The sequence below is a fragment of the Cobetia sp. 5-25-4-2 genome (assembly GCF_013374075.1).
GTDB lineage: Bacteria > Pseudomonadota > Gammaproteobacteria > Pseudomonadales > Halomonadaceae > Cobetia > Cobetia marina.
The window spans coordinates 25,106-41,482 of the sequence record NZ_BLWK01000004.1 but is presented as its reverse complement, the minus strand read 5'-3'; the positions used below and the strand labels follow the sequence as shown (position 1 = coordinate 41,482).

Here is a 16,377-nt window from a genome sequence, read left to right as displayed (position 1 = left end):
GGAGCGTAGCGAAAGACAGGGTCGACTCCAGGGCTTGAAATCCAGGGGTGTGAACCCGTCTGTTGCGCAGGCAATGTCTGTGCCCGCGGGCGGAACCGCGCGCAGGACCCGCCATTCTACTCCATGACGACGCTCATGACACGACCCGTGCGCAAGCTTGCCACGCCTTTCGTGTCGTCGTTATCCCCCCGCACCATCTCCCGCCAGTATTCGATTTCCCCCGACATTCCAGGTGACAACGTGGCTCACCCCAGCAAGAGCAGCGCTGGCTGGATGAAGGAACACTTTGATGACGCCTATGTCCAGCGCAGCTGGGCCGATGGCTATCGTTCCCGTGCCAGCTACAAACTGATTGAAATCGATGACAAGGACCGCCTGCTCAAGCCGGGCGCTACCGTCATCGACCTAGGTGCCGCCCCCGGTGGTTGGAGCCAGATCGCCGCGGATCGCGTCGGCATGGAAGGCGTGGTCATCGCCTCCGACATCCTTGAGATGGACGCCCTGGCCGGTGTCGATTTCATCCAGGGTGACTTCACCGAAGAGGCCGTGCTGAACCAGATTCTGGCCACCTTGGGGGATCGCCCGGTGGATCTCGTGATCTCCGACATGGCACCCAACATGAGCGGCATGAGCGCGATAGATCAGCCTGCCGGCATGTATCTGGTCGAGCTGGCGCTGGATCTGGCGCGCCAGACGCTCAAGCCGGGTGGCAACTTTCTGGTCAAGGTCTTCCAGGGAGAGGGCTTCGATGCCTACCTGAAGGACATGCGTGGCAGCTTCAACAAGGTCGTCACGCGCAAGCCGGAAGCGTCGCGCGCCCGCTCGCGCGAGGTCTACCTGCTTGGGCAGGGGTTCAAGGGCTGACGTTGCCCTCGATGCCAGGCGATCCCGATTTCTGCCCCGGACGACGACTTCATCACCGGTTAAGGCGGCCGATGGCATACTTGGTCAGGCTGGAATCATTGTGCCTCGGTCGAAGTCGTTGTATCTCTGATATAGGCCGACTATCGGCTGAATAGTCCGGTGCCGGCCTTTAAGCAATGGTTGCCGGCCCCCATCTGGTGTAGTGTCGATAGCATTGGGCCTTGAGCACGGAGGGCCGGTAACAGGTTGATGAGATGCCAAGGTCGCATCATCATCGATCGGCAAGCAGAACAACGCAGGCAAGCTTTGAGTGACTCGGTAGGCAAGGCGGCGTGTTGCGTCGTTTGATACCCCGCAGGCACGATCAGATAGCATGGCAGGCCACCACAAGACGGCAGTCGGAGTATTCACGGCATGCCAAGACAGATTCATGCAATGAGGGTGTCCCCTTGAACGACATGGCGAAGAACCTGATTCTCTGGTTGATCATCGCGGCAGTGCTGCTGACGGTGTTCAACAACTTCAGCGTCGATACCTCGCCGCAGGCGATGAACTATTCACAGTTCGTCCAGCAGGTGCAGAACGACCGGATCAAGAGCGTGACCATCGATGGTTACACCATCGAGGGTGAGCGGGCCGACGGCTCCAGCTTTACCACCATCCGGCCGGCGGCGTCCGATCCCAAGCTGATGGATGACCTGCTCTCCAACAAGGTGGAGGTCATCGGCAAGAAGCCTGAGCAGCAGTCGCTGTGGACACGTCTGTTGATTGCCAGCTTCCCGATTCTGATCATCCTGGCCATCTTCATGTTCTTCATGCGCCAGATGCAGGGTGGTGGTGCCGGCAAGGGTGGCCCGATGAGCTTCGGCAAGTCGAAGGCCAAGCTGCTGAGCCAAGATCAGATCAAGACCACCTTCAGCGACGTCGCGGGCTGTGACGAAGCGAAGGAAGAGGTCGAGGAACTGGTCGACTTCCTCAAGGACCCCAGCAAGTTCCAGCGTCTTGGCGGTCAGATTCCGCGTGGCGTACTGATGGTGGGTCCGCCGGGTACCGGCAAGACTCTGCTCGCCAAGGCGATTGCCGGCGAGGCCAAGGTGCCGTTCTTCAGCATCTCCGGTTCTGACTTCGTCGAGATGTTCGTCGGTGTCGGTGCCTCCCGTGTGCGTGACATGTTCGAGCAGGCCAAGAAGCAGGCGCCGTGCATCATCTTCATCGATGAGATCGACGCCGTCGGCCGCCACCGTGGCTCCGGCATGGGCGGTGGTCACGATGAGCGCGAGCAGACCCTGAACCAGCTGCTGGTCGAGATGGATGGCTTCGAAGCGAATGACGGCATCATCGTCATCGCGGCAACCAACCGTCCAGACGTGCTTGACCCCGCACTGCTGCGCCCGGGCCGTTTCGATCGCCAGGTCATGGTAGGCCTGCCGGACATTCGTGGCCGCGAGCATATCCTCGGCGTTCACCTGCGCAAGGTGCCGATGGGCGACGACGTGGTGCCGGTCAATATCGCACGGGGTACGCCGGGCTTCTCTGGCGCCGATCTGGCCAACCTGGTCAATGAAGCGGCCCTGTTCGCTGCACGTCGCAACAAGCGTCTGGTCGGCATGGAAGAGCTCGAGCTGGCCAAGGACAAGATCATGATGGGCGCCGAGCGCAAATCGATGGTCATGTCCGAGAAGGAGAAGCGCAACACGGCCTATCACGAGTCCGGTCACGCCATCATCGGTCTGGTGATGCCAGAGCATGATCCGGTCTACAAGGTCTCGATCATTCCGCGAGGCCGTGCGCTGGGTGTGACGATGTTCCTGCCGGAAGAGGATCGCTACAGCTATTCTCGCCAGCAGATCATCAGTCAGATCTGCTCGCTGTTCGGCGGTCGTATCGCCGAAGAGATGACGCTGGGGCCGAATGGTGTCACCACCGGGGCTTCCAACGACATCAAGCGTGCCACCGAGCTTGCCCACAACATGGTCGCCAAATGGGGTCTCTCCAGTGAAATGGGCCCGATCATGTACGATGAGGACGAGTCTCACCAGTTCCTCGGCGGTCCGGGTCAGGGCGGCGGCAAGCTGAAGTCGGGCGACACCACCTCACGTCTCGACAAGGAAGTGCGTCGTATCATCGACGAGTGCTACGCCAAGGCGCAGCAGATCCTTGAGGAGAATCGCGACAAGCTGGATGCGATGACCGAGGCGCTGATGACCTACGAGACCATCGATGCCGAGCAGCTGGCCGACATCATGGCAGGGCGCACTCCGCGTCCGCCCAAGGACTGGGGTGGCCCGGCCGGTGGTGGTGACAGTGGTCTCGTCGCACCGGTGGCCGACACGCCGAAAGCTGAGGCGCCTGAGGCCCCCGGGTCAGACGGTGATGACGCAGACACTGACGACGGTGAGGAAGATACGCGCCGCCGTCCGTCAGATCCGCTGGGTGGTCCAAGCGGTCACTGAGCCATGAATCAGCCATCATCGCGCTGACTCTCACAACGCCCGAGCGGACATTCCGCTCGGGCGTTGTCGTTTTCGGGGCAGACATTCGCGGCGCCCTGGATGCCCGGAGGCGGCTGATGGCGGGTGATGCCATCCGCGATCAGGCGTCGGGGTGAGCCGGGTAAGTGTGGGTGAGGCGGTGTGACTCACTATCCTGCGCGGCGCGGCTCAGGTTCCTGATCCTGATCAGATGATTTGCCTGGGCAGATGGCGTTGCCATCTGCTGACGCCCCATGTGGCGGCCGTTCGACGCCTTGCGCGGCCGATGAGGCCTCTTTAAAGTGGGTGCCCGATTCCTTCTCCGGCAGCCATGATGTTCGTCCTGGCTGCCCGTTTTCTGCATGGGTGATCATGTCGACTTACGCTGATTCACTGCCACGCGAGCCCGTGGTGGGCCATTCAATGGCGCTTGACTGCGGTGGACATACGCTTGACCTGTCACGCCCGCGTGTCATGGGGATTCTCAATGTGACCCCGGACTCCTTCTCGGATGGTGGGCGCAGCGCGACCCTGGATGCCGCGCTGCGCCATGCCGAGCGGATGCTGGCCGATGGCGCCGCCATCATCGACGTGGGCGGTGAGTCGACCCGCCCGGGGGCGAGCCCTGTCAGTGCGGATGAGGAGCTGGCACGTGTCTGTCCGGTCGTCGAGCGGCTGGTGAGCGAGCTGGGGGCGCTGGTGAGCGTCGATACCAGTACCCCGGAGGTGATGCAGGAAACGGCGCGTCTCGGGGCTGGCATGATCAATGACGTGCGTGCATTGCGTCGTGAGGGCGCCCTTGAGGCGGCCGCGCGCAGCGGCCTGCCGGTGTGCCTGATGCACATGCGTGGCGAGCCGGACACCATGCAGCAGGATACCGCCTATGCGCAGTCGATCGAGGATGAGGTCAGTGACTTTCTAGCCGAGCGCATCACCGTCTGTGAGGCCGCAGGGATCGAGCGTTCGCGTCTGTTGCTGGACCCCGGCTTCGGCTTCGGCAAGTCCCTGCAAGACAATCTGCGTCTGTATCACCGCATGGCGCAGCTGCACGAATTCACCCTCCCGCTGCTGATCGGCACCTCTCGCAAGAGCATGATCGGCAATGCGCTCGGGCGCGCGGTAGAGGATAGACTGGCTGGCAATCTGGCGCTGACGGCACTTGCCGTCCGTGAAGGTGCCCGATTGCTACGCGTTCACGACGTGGCCCCGACTGTCGATGCTGTCGACATGACGTGGGCCGTGCTACAGGAAGGCACGATACGATGAGTCGACGTTATTTTGGTACGGATGGTATTCGCGGCACGGTCGGTGAATTCCCGATCACGCCAGACTTCATGCTCAAGCTGGGCTGGGCGGCCGGGCGTGTCTTTGCACGCCATGGCCGCGGCAAGGTACTGATCGGCAAGGACACGCGCATCTCGGGGTACATGTTCGAGTCGGCGCTCGAGTCCGGTCTTTCTGCCGCAGGCGTGGATGTCTCCCTGCTGGGGCCGATGCCGACACCGGGCATCGCCTATCTGACGCGGACCTTCCGCGCGGATGCCGGTATCGTGATCTCGGCCTCGCACAATGCCTATCCGGACAATGGCATCAAGTTCTTCTCCGCGGCCGGCACCAAGCTGGATGACGCGCTGGAAGCCGAGATCGAGGCCGAGCTGGATCGCGATATCGAGATCGTCGGGCCGGATAGCCTCGGCAAGGCCTCGCGCATCCAGGATGCCGCCGGCCGTTACATTGAATTCTGCAAGTCGACCCTGCCGGGCCGTCTGGGCCTGCATGGCATGAAAGTGGTGCTGGATTGCGCGCATGGCGCGACCTACCACATCGCGCCGAATGTCTTCCGTGAGCTGGGCGCCAAGGTCAGCGTCATCGGTGGCGAGCCGGATGGTCTGAACATCAACCAGGATGTCGGCTCCACCAACCCGCAGGCACTGCGGGCGGCCGTGATCGAGCAGGGCGCCGATCTTGGCGTGGCCTTCGATGGCGACGGGGACCGTCTGATCCTGGTCGATGCCGATGGCCGGGTCATCGATGGCGATGACATCCTCTACATGATCGCGCGGGATCGTCACGAGCGTGGGGTGCTGGGGGGCGGTGTCGTCGGTACGCTGATGTCCAACTTCGGTCTGGCGGCAGCGCTGGAAGGTCTGGGAATTCCCTTCGAGCGTGCCAAGGTCGGTGACCGCTACGTCATCGAGCGTCTGGAAGCCAATGGCTGGCAGTTGGGGGGGGAATCCTCCGGTCACATCGTCTGCAGCCATATCCAGAGCACCGGCGATGGCATCGTCTCCGCGCTGCAGGTGCTGGCGATCATGGCGCGTGAGGAATGTTCTCTCAGTGAGTTGCTGGTCGGTTTCGAGAAGGCGCCGCAGGCGTTGATCAACGTGCGTCTGACTCCGGGCTGTGACAACCAGGCGCTGATGGCGGCGGATGCCGTCCAGGCCGCGGTAGCGGAAGTGGAAGAGACGCTGGGCAGCGAAGGTCGCGTACTGTTGCGTCCCAGTGGTACCGAGCCACTGATCCGTGTCATGGTCGAGGGGCGGCCGCACTTTGATGTGCAGGCACTGGCCCGTCAGATCGCCTCGGCGGTCGAGGCCAGCATGCAGGCCCGCTGATATCACCCGCGGTCATCAGAATCGACGACAGGCGCCCAGTGCGCCTGTCGTCGATTCTGAGCGTCATGAAAGGCCCGATCGAGCGTGCCTGCAGGGCTTGACAGTTCGCGATGAGGTTGTCAGTCAGGGGCCGCTCCATTACCATCCTCGCACTGCTCATAAGGGAGAAGCACATGCGTACACCGCTGATTGCCGGTAACTGGAAGATGAATGGCGATCTTGCCCTGATCGACGAGTTCGCCGACGCACTGGGGGCTGCAGCGCTGCCCCAGGGGGTTCAGGTGGCGTTGGCATTGCCTTTCCCTTATCTGAGCGCTGCGCGCGAGCGGCTGCCGGCGACGGTCCTGCTGGGCGCCCAGACGTTGAACCCGGCGGAATCAGGCGCCTTCACCGGTGAGGTGGCAGGCAGCATGCTCAAGGATGTGGGCATGACGCTGGTGCTGGTCGGGCACTCCGAGCGTCGCAGCCTGTATGGCGAGGACGATGCTGCCGTGCTTGCACGAGTCAATGCGGCTCTCGCGTCAGGCCTCACGCCGGTGCTGTGCATCGGTGAGACACTGGAAGAGCGTGAAGCCGGTGAGTCGGAGCGTGTCGTGCTGGGTCAGCTGGAGGCCGTGTTCTCCGAGCTGTCCGCTGAGGCGCGTGCCCGTCTTGTCGTGGCCTATGAGCCGGTCTGGGCGATCGGTACCGGCCGCACGGCATCGCCTGAGCAGGCGCAAGCCATGCACGCCGCTATCCGTGCACGCCTGGGCGAGTGGTCCGCGTCTCTCGCGGATGCCATGCAATTGCTGTACGGCGGTAGCATGAAAGCTGCCAATGCCGCCGAGCTGCTCGCGCAGCCGGATATCGACGGCGGCCTGGTGGGAGGTGCTTCTCTCCAGGTCGACGAATTCCTAGCCATTTGCCAGTCTGCAGGTTGAATCTCATGCAAGTAGCCGTTCTGATGGTCCATGTGGTACTCGCGGTCGCACTGATCGTGCTCGTCCTTCTCCAGCAGGGCAAGGGCGCCGAAGCTGGCGCTGCCTTCGGTGGTGGTGGTGCTTCCCAGACCGTTTTCGGGTCCAGCGGTAGTGGCAACTTCCTCGCGCGCTTCACCGGCGTGCTGGCAGCAGGCTTCTTCGCGACGTCCCTGACCCTGGCCTGGTTCGCCTCCAATGCCAACCAGACCTCCGTGGAAGCGGGCATCCCGAATGCCACCGTGATCGAGCAGCAGAAAAATTCACTGCCATCACTTGACGACTCCAGTGAAAGTGTGGAGAATACGTCGCCAGTGCTCGAGGAAAGCGGCAACGCAGACCAACCAGTACTCTAAGGAATTCAAGGCATTATCGTTTGAATTCTTCCGGGTAACGTCTCAGGCGATACCCGCCCCCGTGCCGAAGTGGTGGAATTGGTAGACACGCTATCTTGAGGGGGTAGTGACCTTATGGTCGTGGGGGTTCAAGTCCCCCCTTCGGCACCATCCTGTTAGATCGATTGGCAGTCTGGACGCAACTCTGCCACCTTTGAAAGACGTCATTCCTTGACCTCCTTTTACGGTGACATTACCATCGTCCGACTATTGTTGCGGGGTGGAGCAGTCTGGTAGCTCGTCGGGCTCATAACCCGAAGGTCATCGGTTCAAATCCGGTCCCCGCTACCAAGTTTCTTGAAAGGCCCCTTCCTATGAAGGGGCTTTTTGTTAGCACCAGTGCCAATCAGCCACCTAGCTCTCCTCTCTACTCCCGGTCAGGTGCCTGATGCAACTGCTGTAGGAGCCTCGTCTGTGTCAACCAAGGACGCTACGCTTAAAGCGCTTATCGATCCCGTCGTTTCTGCTCTGGGCTTCGAGCTCTGGGGTATCGACTATCTCTCCCAAGGCAAGCAGTCCCGTCTGGTGATCTATATCGACCATTCCGATGGCATTTCCGTGGATGACTGCGCAAGCGTCAGTCGTCAGGTCGGAGCCGTGCTGGATGTCGAGGACCCCATCACGGGCCAGTTCCAGCTTGAAGTTTCATCCCCAGGCATGGATCGTCCGCTGTTCACGCTTGATCAGTACGAGCGCTACATCGGTCATGTGGTGGCACTGCGACTGCGTCAGGCCTTCGATGGCCAGCGCAAGTACCAGGGGCTGGTGACTGGCACCGAAGACGGTGATGTCGTGATCCGGGTCGACGAAGAAGAATACTGCTTTCCGATCGAAAGCATCGACCAGGCACGCATTGTGCCGCAGTTCAAATAACTGACGTTGTCGGCACATTGCTCGCTTGGCGAGCTCGAGTCGATGCGCAAGGACAGGTTTCTGGCGAGGCAAAGTCATGAGCAAAGAGATTCTGCTGGTCGTTGACGCCATCTCCAATGAGAAGGGCGTGCCGCGGGATGTGATTTTCGAGGCCGTCGAGGCGGCACTGGCTTCGGCTTCACGCAAGCGTTTCGATCAGGAAGAGGCGGATATCCGCGTCAAGATCGATCGTGTCACCGGTGATTATGCGACCTTCCGTCGCTGGACCGTCGTGGAAGACGACGAGTTCGAGACGCCGGACTACGAGATCAAGGCCAGTATCGCCGAACAGCGCGAAGAGCCGCTGGCGCTGGGCGCCGTGGTCGAGCAGCAGATCGAGTCCGAAGCCTTCGGTCGTATCGCTGCCCAGACGGCCAAGCAGGTCATCGTGCAGAAGGTGCGCGAAGCCGAGCGTGCCGAAGTCGTTCGCCTGTACGCGGAGCGTGAAGGCGAGCTGGTCGCGGGGATCGTCAAGAAAACGACACGTGACGGCCTGATCATCGACCTGGGCGACAACGCCGAAGGCTTCCTGCCGCGCGGCGAGATGATCCATGGCGAGCGTTACCGCTTGAACGAGCGAGTACGCGCATTGCTCTGGAAGGTTGATACCGAGGCGCGTGGATCCCAGTTGATACTCTCGCGGACGCGTCCGGAGCTGATCATCGAACTGTTCAAGATCGAGGTGCCGGAAATCGCCGAGCAGCTGATCGAGATCAAGGGCGCGGCTCGCGATCCGGGCTCGCGGGCCAAGATTGCGGTCAAGAGCAATGACAAGCGCATCGACCCGATCGGTGCCTGTGTCGGCATGCGCGGCTCGCGTGTGCAGGCCGTGTCAAACGAACTGCGTAATGAACGCGTGGATATCATCCTGTGGGATGACAATCCTGCCCAGTTGGTCATCAACGCCATGGCACCGGCCGATGTCGGCTCCATTCTGGTCGACGAAGACACCCATTCCATGGATGTCGCTGTCGCCGCGGACAATCTGGCACAGGCCATTGGTCGTAGCGGTCAGAACGTGCGCCTGGCCAGTGAGCTGACAGGTTGGTCGCTCAATGTCATGACCGAGGCGGAAGCCGAGGGCAAGCGCGAGCAGGAAATCGACAGCTTTGTCGAATATTTCATCACTCATCTCGAGATTGAAGAGGATCTAGCCCGTGTCCTGGTGGACGAGGGCTTCACCTCACTCGAGGAAATCGCCTATGTCCCGCTCGAGGAAATGCTCGAGGTCGAGGGCTTTGACCAGGATCTGGTCGAGGAGCTGCGCGCTCGGGCCAAGGATGAACTGCTGAATCTCGCCATCGCCACTGAAGAGCAGCTGGACGGCGCACAGCCGGCCGAAGATCTGCTCAACATGGAAGGCATGGAGAGTCATCTGGCATACATCCTGGCCAGCAAGGGTATCGTCACCATGGAAGACCTTGCCGAGCAGGCCATCGATGATCTGAAAGACATCGAAGGCGTCGACGAAGAGCGAGCAGCGGCGTTGATCATGACCGCCCGCGCGCCCTGGTTCGCAAGCGAACAGTAACTAGGTCACGGGCTCAGGAGGGTCGTACATGTCAGAAATGACAGTCAAAGAATTCGCCAAGAAGGTGGGCCGCGAGTCAGCCCGCCTACTGGAACAGATGCACGAAGCTGGTTTGAAGCACAAGTCAGAGAACGACGCCGTGTCCGAGGTCGACAAGCAGAAGCTGCTTGACCACCTCACCAAGAGCCACGGCGGTGGTGCTGCCCCGGCAGCGCCGAAGAACCGCATTACCCTGACCCGCAAGACCAAGTCACGCATCAACACTGGCGGCGGTCGCGGCAAGTCCATCGAGGTGCAGGTCCGCAAGAAGCGTACCTACGTCAAGGATGGTGAAGAGCAGGCCGCAGATGCGCCGGCGACTGAGGCACAGGCTGCCAAGGCGCCTGCCGCCGAGAAGCCGGCTGCTGCCCCGCAGCGTGATGAGCGTCGTGGCAACGACAACCGTCGCGAAGAGCGTCCGCGTCAGAGTGCTCCGGCCGCTGCCGCTGCACCGGTCGCGGATGCTGCGCCGGAAGTCAATGCGCCGCCGAAGGAGCCGCGTGGTGATGCACCGCGTCGTGCCAAGGCTGCGCCGCGTGATGAATCACGTGATCGCCGTGAGGCCCGTGAAGATCGCAGCGAGCGCAAGCGTGGCGGGGCCAAGAAGGTCAAGCGCGCAGAGCGTCGCGGCGGTCGTCGTGGTGGTCGCGATACCAATCGCCAGCCGCCGAAGCCGGTCCAGACCTTCGTGCGTGAAGTCTCCATCCCCGAGTCCATCTCGGTGGCAGACCTCGCCGACAAGATGGCCGTCAAGGCGTCTGAAGTGATCAAGGCCATGTTCAACATGGGCGCTGCGGTCACCATCAATCAGACGATCGATCAGGAAACCGCGACCATCGTGGTCGAGGAAATGGGTCACACGCCCAAGCTGATCAAGGATGACGCGCTCGAGACAGCCGTTCTCGAGGGTATCTCCTACGAGGGTGAGCAGATCACTCGCGCGCCGGTCGTCACTGTCATGGGTCACGTTGACCACGGCAAGACCTCGCTGCTGGATTACATCCGCCGTACCAAGGTGGCCACAGGTGAAGCGGGTGGTATCACCCAGCACATCGGTGCCTACCACGTCGAGCACGACAACGGCGATGTGACCTTCCTGGATACTCCGGGCCACGCGGCGTTCACCGCCATGCGTGCTCGTGGTGCCAAGGCGACTGACGTGGTCATCCTGGTGGTGGCTGCCGATGACGGCGTGATGCCGCAGACCATCGAGGCTGTCGAGCACTCCAAGGCCGCGGGTGTCCCGCTGGTCGTGGCAGTGAACAAGATCGACAAGGAAGGCGCTGATCCGGACCGCGTGAAGAATGAGCTGTCCCAGCACGGCGTCATCTCCGAGGAATGGGGTGGTGATACCCAGTTCGTCCACGTTTCCGCCAAGACTGGCGAAAACATCGACGCGCTGCTGGAAGCCGTCCTGCTGGTCTCCGAAGTGCTCGAGCTTCAGGCCGTGCCGTCCGCGCCGGGTAAAGGCGTCGTGGTCGAGTCGCGTCTCGACAAGGGCCGTGGCCCGGTCGCGACCGTGCTGGTCCAGAACGGTACCCTGAAGAAGGGCGACATCGTCCTCGCTGGCCTGCACTACGGCCGCGTGCGTGCGCTGATCAACGAAGTCGGCAAGCAGGTCGATTCCGCGGGTCCGGCCATGCCGGTCGAGATCCAGGGCCTGGGTGGCACGCCGGAAGCCGGTGAAGAGTTCACCGTGGTCCCGGACGAGAAGAAGGCGCGTGAAGTCGCCAACTTCCGCCAGGGCAAGTACCGCGAGGTGCGTCTGGCGCGTCAGCAGAAGGCCAAGCTGGAGAACATGTTCTCCCAGATGGGTCAGGAAGAAGTCGCCAAGGTCAACGTCGTCCTCAAGGCCGACGTGCAGGGGTCTCTGGAAGCCATTCGTGGCGCTCTGGAAGAGCTCTCCACCGACGAAGTCAAGGTGGCCGTGGTCTCTTCCGGCGTCGGCGGCATCACCGGCACCGATGCCAACCTGGCACTCGCTTCCGAAGCGATCCTGGTCGGCTTCAACGTCCGTGCTGACGCTTCCGCCCGTGAGATCGTCGAGCGTGAAGGCCTGGATCTGCGCTACTACAGCGTCATCTACCAGCTGATCGACGAGGTCAAGCTGGCCATGAGCGGCATGCTGGCACCGGAATTCCGCGAGCAGATCGTGGGTGTGGCCGAAGTGCGCGATGTCTTCAAGGCACCGAAGATTGGCGCCATCGCCGGTTGTATGGTCGTCGAAGGCACCATGTACCGCTCCAAGCGCATCCGCGTGCTGCGTGACAACGTGGTCATCTACGAAGGCGAGCTGGAATCCCTGCGTCGCTTCAAGGATGACGTCAACGAAGTCCGCAACGGCATGGAATGTGGTATCGGCGTCAAGAACTACAACGACGTGCAGGTGGGCGACAAGATCGAGGTGTTCGACCAGATTCAGGTCGAGCGTAGCCTCTGATAGCGCCCCTGCGAGGAGAGATCACGGATGCGTGAATACAGCCGTACTGACCGCGTGGCGGACCAGATCCAGCAGGAGCTCGCGCTGTTGATTCAGCGCGAGGTCAAGGACCCGCGCCTTGGCATGCTGACGGTCAGCGCCGCCAAGGTCAGCCGCGACCTGTCCTACTCCGATGTCTACGTGACCCTGCTGGGTGACGACAGTCCGGAACGCATCAAGGAAAATCTTGCCGTGCTCAAGCGCGCGGCAGGTTTCCTGCGCTCCCAGCTGGCGCGCACCATTCAGCTGCGTCACGTGCCGGAACTGCGCTTTCATTACGATGAGAGCGTCGTTCGTGGCCATCACCTGTCTTCACTGATCAATACGGCGGTCGCTGATGACCGCAAGCGCAGTGCAGAACGTGGTGATGATGACAGCGAAGACGGTGCCCCGGGCACCACGCCGGACGCCTGATGGGCCGTCGTCGTCGCGGCCTGCCGATTGACGGCGTACTGTTGCTGGACAAGCCCAAGGGCATGTCCAGCAACTACGCGCTTCAGAAGGCACGCCGCCTCTACCAGGCACAGAAGGCAGGGCATACCGGCACGCTCGATCCGATGGCAACCGGCTTGCTGCCGGTCTGCTTCGGTGAGGCCACCAAGTTCTCCTCGCATCTGCTCGAGGCGGACAAGGTCTATCGGGCACGGATCAAGTTTGGCCAGGTCACCGACACCGGTGATGCGGAAGGCGAGATACTGCGTGAGCGGGAGATTCCCGAGCTTGCGGAGTCCGAGCTGGAAGCGGTGCTGGTCCGGTTCCGTGGCGAGATAGATCAGGTGCCGCCGATGTACTCCGCGCTCAAGCACCAGGGACGTCCGCTCTATGAGCTGGCGCGCCAGGGAATTGAAATCGAGCGTGCAGTCCGTCGCGTTACCATCTACAATATGGCGCTTCTTGCACGGCACTCCGATGGTATCGAGATCGAAGTGGCGGTCAGCAAGGGCACCTACATACGCAGTCTGGCCGAGGATATCGGCGAGGCGCTGGGCTGTGGAGCCCACCTCACGGCACTGCGTCGTCTCAAGACAGGCCCGTTCACGGGTGATGCCATGCTGGATTTCGAGCGCCTCGAGGCGCTGGCAGATCAGCAGGCACGTGAAGGCGTTCTGTTGCCTGTCGACATCCTGCTCGATCATCTTCCACGTCTCGACATCACTGCCGAGATGGCTCGGAAGATATTGCGTGGTCAACAGGCTGAAACGACGACAGGGTCGCTGGAAGTGGACTCCCTGGCTCGTGTGTATCAGGACCAGCAGTTGCTCGGGCTGGTCCGGATTGCGGCGGAGGGCATCATCGCTCCTCGCCGACTGCTCAGCTCCGCTGTCGAGGCGGCGGCTGGGTGAGCTGATTGCGGCCTGGCCGCAAGCCGCATGAAGACTGCAAATATGCGTGGTCTTCGACATTTCTTATCTACCAAGCATATTGCTTACTGGAGAGACAGATGGCACTTACCGCTGAGAAGAAGGCTGAGATCGTTAGCGAATTCGGCCGTGGCGAGAACGACACCGGTTCCCCGGAAGTTCAGGTTGCACTGCTGAGCGCCAACATTGATGGCCTGCAGGGCCACTTCAAGGCCAACAAGCAGGATCACCACTCCCGTCGTGGTCTGATCCGCATGGTCAACCAGCGCCGCAAGCTGCTTGACTACCTCAAGCGCAAGGATTTCGAGCGTTACACCGCTCTGATCCAGCGTCTGGGTCTGCGTCGCTAATCAGCGATGTTGCCGCCATGCATTCCGGTGCATGGCGGGCCCCCGGTGGGCACAGGAAAACCGACACTGCCTGCGGGCGGTGTCGGTTTTTTTGTGCCTGATACCGTGGGGAGAAGCGGGCGGGCAATCGCCTCCCGATCCGGCTGCAGCCCGCATGCTGCGTGAGACTCACTCGCTTTTCATTGTCTGCGCCGCGCATTACCATGAGCGCCGGACATCGACGACATCAGACTAAAGGACATGCGCCGTGAACCCGGTTACGCACAGCTTCCAGTACGGTAATGACACCATCACGCTCGAGACCGGTCGCATCGCGCGTCAGGCCACCGGCAGCGTGATGGTGACCATGGGCAATACCTCGGTGTTGTGCACGGTAGTGGCCAGCAAGTCCGCCAAGCCTGGACAGTCCTTCTTCCCGTTGTCGGTGCATTATCAGGAGCGCTCCTACGCGGTCGGCCGCATCCCCGGCAGTTTCTTCAAGCGTGAAGGGCGCCCGACGGAAAAGGAAACGCTGACCTCGCGGCTGATTGATCGCCCGATCCGTCCGCTGTTCCCGAAAGGCTTCATGAATGAGGTGCAGGTGGTCTGCACGGTGATGTCGGCAGAGCGCAATGTCGATCCGGATATCGCGGCGCTCATCGGTACCTCGGCGGCGCTCAGCATCTCGGGTGTGCCCTTTGCCGGCCCCGTGGGAGCGGCGCGTGTCGGCTTCAGTGAGCAACGGGGCTACTTCCTGAATCCCGGCTACAGCGAGCTTGCCCACTCCGAGCTGGACATGGTGGTGGCAGGTACCGAGCAGGCAGTGCTGATGGTCGAGTCCCAGGCGCAGGAACTCCTGGAAGACGAGATGCTGGGCGCGGTGCTCTACGGCCATCATGAGATGCAGAAGGTGATCACGGCGATCGAGATGTTTGCCGCCAAGGTCAATCGTCCCCAGTGGTCCTGGGTCGCCCAGACGCACGATAGCGTGTTGATGGAGGCGCTGGCGCGTGAGGTGGGCGAGGAGATCGGTGAGGCCTACCGTCTGCATGACAAGATGGAGCGTCAGGATGCGCTTGCATCACTCAAGGCTCGGGCGATTCAGGCGCTGGAGACGCAAGGGGATGCACGCTTCGAGGCGAGTGCGGTGGCCAGTGCCTTCGCTGCACTGGAGAAGCGCATCGTCCGTCAGCGTGTGATTGCCGGTGAGCCGCGCATCGATGGTCGTGATGCACGCACCGTGCGTCCGCTGGACATCGCCGTTGGCGTCCTGCCCAAGGCCCACGGCTCTGCGCTGTTCACGCGCGGCGAGACACAGGCCATGGTGACGGCAACATTGGGCACCACGCGTGACGCCCAGCTGGTGGAGGGGCTGTCAGGTGAGAAGCATGATCGCTTCATGCTGCACTACAACTTCCCGCCTTACTGTGTCGGCGAGACGGGCTTCATCGGTTCTCCCAAGCGTCGCGAGATCGGTCATGGGCGTCTGGCGCGACGTGGGATCGAGTCGATGTTGCCTACCGTCGAGGACTTCCCCTACGCGATCCGTGTCGTCTCCGAGATCACCGAGTCCAATGGTTCAAGCTCCATGGCGTCCGTGTGTGGGGCGTCGCTGGCATTGATGGATGCCGGGGTACCGCTCAAGGCGCCGGTGGCGGGGATTGCCATGGGGCTGGTCAAGGACGCCGACGGCGTGGCCGTGCTGACCGACATTCTCGGGGATGAAGACCACCTGGGGGATATGGACTTCAAGGTCGCGGGGACGGCAGAGGGCGTCACGGCATTGCAGATGGACATCAAGATCGAGGGGATCGATGAGGCCATCATGGAGCAGGCGCTGGAGCAGGCCCTTGAGGCGCGCCTGACCATTCTCGAGCAGATGAACGCTGTCTTGAAGGGTAGCCGCGAAGAGGTGTCCGACAACGCCCCGGCGATGCTGTCGCTGAAGATCGCGCCGAACAAGGTCCGTGACGTGATCGGCAAGGGTGGCTCGACCATTCGCAAGATCTGTGAAGAGACCGGTGCCAATGTCGATCTCGACGATGACGGCAGCGTGCGTATCTATGCCGAGCACAAGGCCCAGGCCCAGGCGGCCGCTCACTATGTCGAGGGCATCATCGCCGAGGCGGAGATCGGCAAGCTGTACGCCGGCAAGGTCGCTCGCATCGCCGATTTCGGGGCCTTCATCACCTTCATGCCGGGCACCGATGGCCTGCTGCATATCTCCCAGATCGTCGAGGAGCGCGTCAATGACGTGCGCGATTATCTCAATGAAGGCGATGAGGTCGTGGTCAAGGTGCTCGACATCGACAACCGTAATCGCGTCAAGCTGTCGCTGAAGGAGATCAGCGAGGAAGAGAAGGCGGCTTTCGTGGCACGTCAGGCAGCCGAGAAGCTTGCTGAGGCGGCAGACGGCCAGTAAGGC

General features: G+C 61.8%; 13 protein-coding genes and 2 tRNA genes. All 15 read left to right on the top strand.

What is annotated here, in order from left to right:
* Window positions 1-135: 135 nt before the first annotated feature.
* The 15 genes from rlmE to pnp all read left to right on the top strand — a co-directional run bounded on the left by rlmE (window position 136) and on the right by pnp (window position 16,374).
* Entirely contained in the window at window positions 136-864 is a 729-nt protein-coding gene (gene rlmE / locus HXS65_RS09835) for a 23S rRNA (uridine(2552)-2'-O)-methyltransferase RlmE (RefSeq protein ID WP_084209486.1), read from the top strand.
* A 449-nt stretch (window positions 865-1,313) separates the two neighbouring features.
* Window positions 1,314-3,317 carry an ATP-dependent zinc metalloprotease FtsH gene (gene ftsH, locus HXS65_RS09830; protein ID WP_065392485.1) on the top strand — a complete coding sequence of 668 codons (2,004 nt, stop codon included), beginning with the start codon at window positions 1,314-1,316 and terminating at the stop codon, window positions 3,315-3,317.
* Window positions 3,318-3,707: 390 nt separating this feature from the next.
* The gene (gene folP / locus HXS65_RS09825; RefSeq protein WP_255303210.1) at window positions 3,708-4,601 is read left to right on the top strand and encodes a dihydropteroate synthase; all 894 of its coding nucleotides are present in this window, start codon (window positions 3,708-3,710) and stop codon (window positions 4,599-4,601) included.
* Window positions 4,598-5,950, top strand: coding sequence for a phosphoglucosamine mutase (glmM, locus tag HXS65_RS09820; protein ID WP_077379492.1), 1,353 nt, complete (start codon window positions 4,598-4,600; stop codon window positions 5,948-5,950). Before folP ends, glmM begins: the two co-directional genes overlap by 4 nt.
* Window positions 5,951-6,123: 173 nt before the next feature.
* A complete protein-coding gene (tpiA, locus tag HXS65_RS09815; protein ID WP_136939438.1) occupies window positions 6,124-6,870 on the top strand; it encodes a triose-phosphate isomerase in 747 nt (248 codons plus the stop codon).
* 5 nt (window positions 6,871-6,875) lie between these two features.
* Window positions 6,876-7,262: a preprotein translocase subunit SecG gene (gene secG, locus HXS65_RS09810; RefSeq protein ID WP_077379488.1), complete on the top strand. Its 387-nt coding sequence runs from the start codon at window positions 6,876-6,878 to the stop codon at window positions 7,260-7,262.
* Window positions 7,263-7,325: 63 nt separating this feature from the next.
* A tRNA-Leu gene (locus tag HXS65_RS09805) sits at window positions 7,326-7,412 on the top strand.
* 103 nt (window positions 7,413-7,515) lie between these two features.
* Window positions 7,516-7,592: transfer RNA gene (locus tag HXS65_RS09800), tRNA-Met, on the top strand.
* Window positions 7,593-7,715: 123 nt separating this feature from the next.
* Window positions 7,716-8,174, top strand: a complete 459-nt coding sequence (rimP, locus tag HXS65_RS09795) for a ribosome maturation factor RimP (protein ID WP_077379486.1) — start codon at window positions 7,716-7,718, stop codon at window positions 8,172-8,174.
* 76 nt (window positions 8,175-8,250) lie between these two features.
* Entirely contained in the window at window positions 8,251-9,744 is a 1,494-nt protein-coding gene (gene nusA, locus HXS65_RS09790) for a transcription termination factor NusA (RefSeq protein WP_077379484.1), read from the top strand.
* A 28-nt stretch (window positions 9,745-9,772) separates the two neighbouring features.
* Window positions 9,773-12,223: a translation initiation factor IF-2 gene (gene infB, locus HXS65_RS09785; RefSeq protein WP_077379481.1), complete on the top strand. Its 2,451-nt coding sequence runs from the start codon at window positions 9,773-9,775 to the stop codon at window positions 12,221-12,223.
* Between the two features lie 27 nt (window positions 12,224-12,250).
* Window positions 12,251-12,676, top strand: coding sequence for a 30S ribosome-binding factor RbfA (gene rbfA / locus HXS65_RS09780; protein WP_065392581.1), 426 nt, complete (start codon window positions 12,251-12,253; stop codon window positions 12,674-12,676).
* Window positions 12,676-13,605 (top strand): tRNA pseudouridine(55) synthase TruB, encoded by a 930-nt coding sequence (gene truB, locus HXS65_RS09775; RefSeq protein ID WP_176493786.1) that lies wholly within the window; start codon window positions 12,676-12,678, stop codon window positions 13,603-13,605. Before rbfA ends, truB begins: the two co-directional genes overlap by 1 nt.
* A gap of 98 nt (window positions 13,606-13,703) precedes the next feature.
* Window positions 13,704-13,973: a 30S ribosomal protein S15 gene (rpsO, locus tag HXS65_RS09770; protein ID WP_065392421.1), complete on the top strand. Its 270-nt coding sequence runs from the start codon at window positions 13,704-13,706 to the stop codon at window positions 13,971-13,973.
* 247 nt (window positions 13,974-14,220) lie between these two features.
* Window positions 14,221-16,374 carry a polyribonucleotide nucleotidyltransferase gene (pnp, locus tag HXS65_RS09765; RefSeq protein ID WP_176493785.1) on the top strand — a complete coding sequence of 718 codons (2,154 nt, stop codon included), beginning with the start codon at window positions 14,221-14,223 and terminating at the stop codon, window positions 16,372-16,374.
* Window positions 16,375-16,377: the final 3 nt, after the last annotated feature.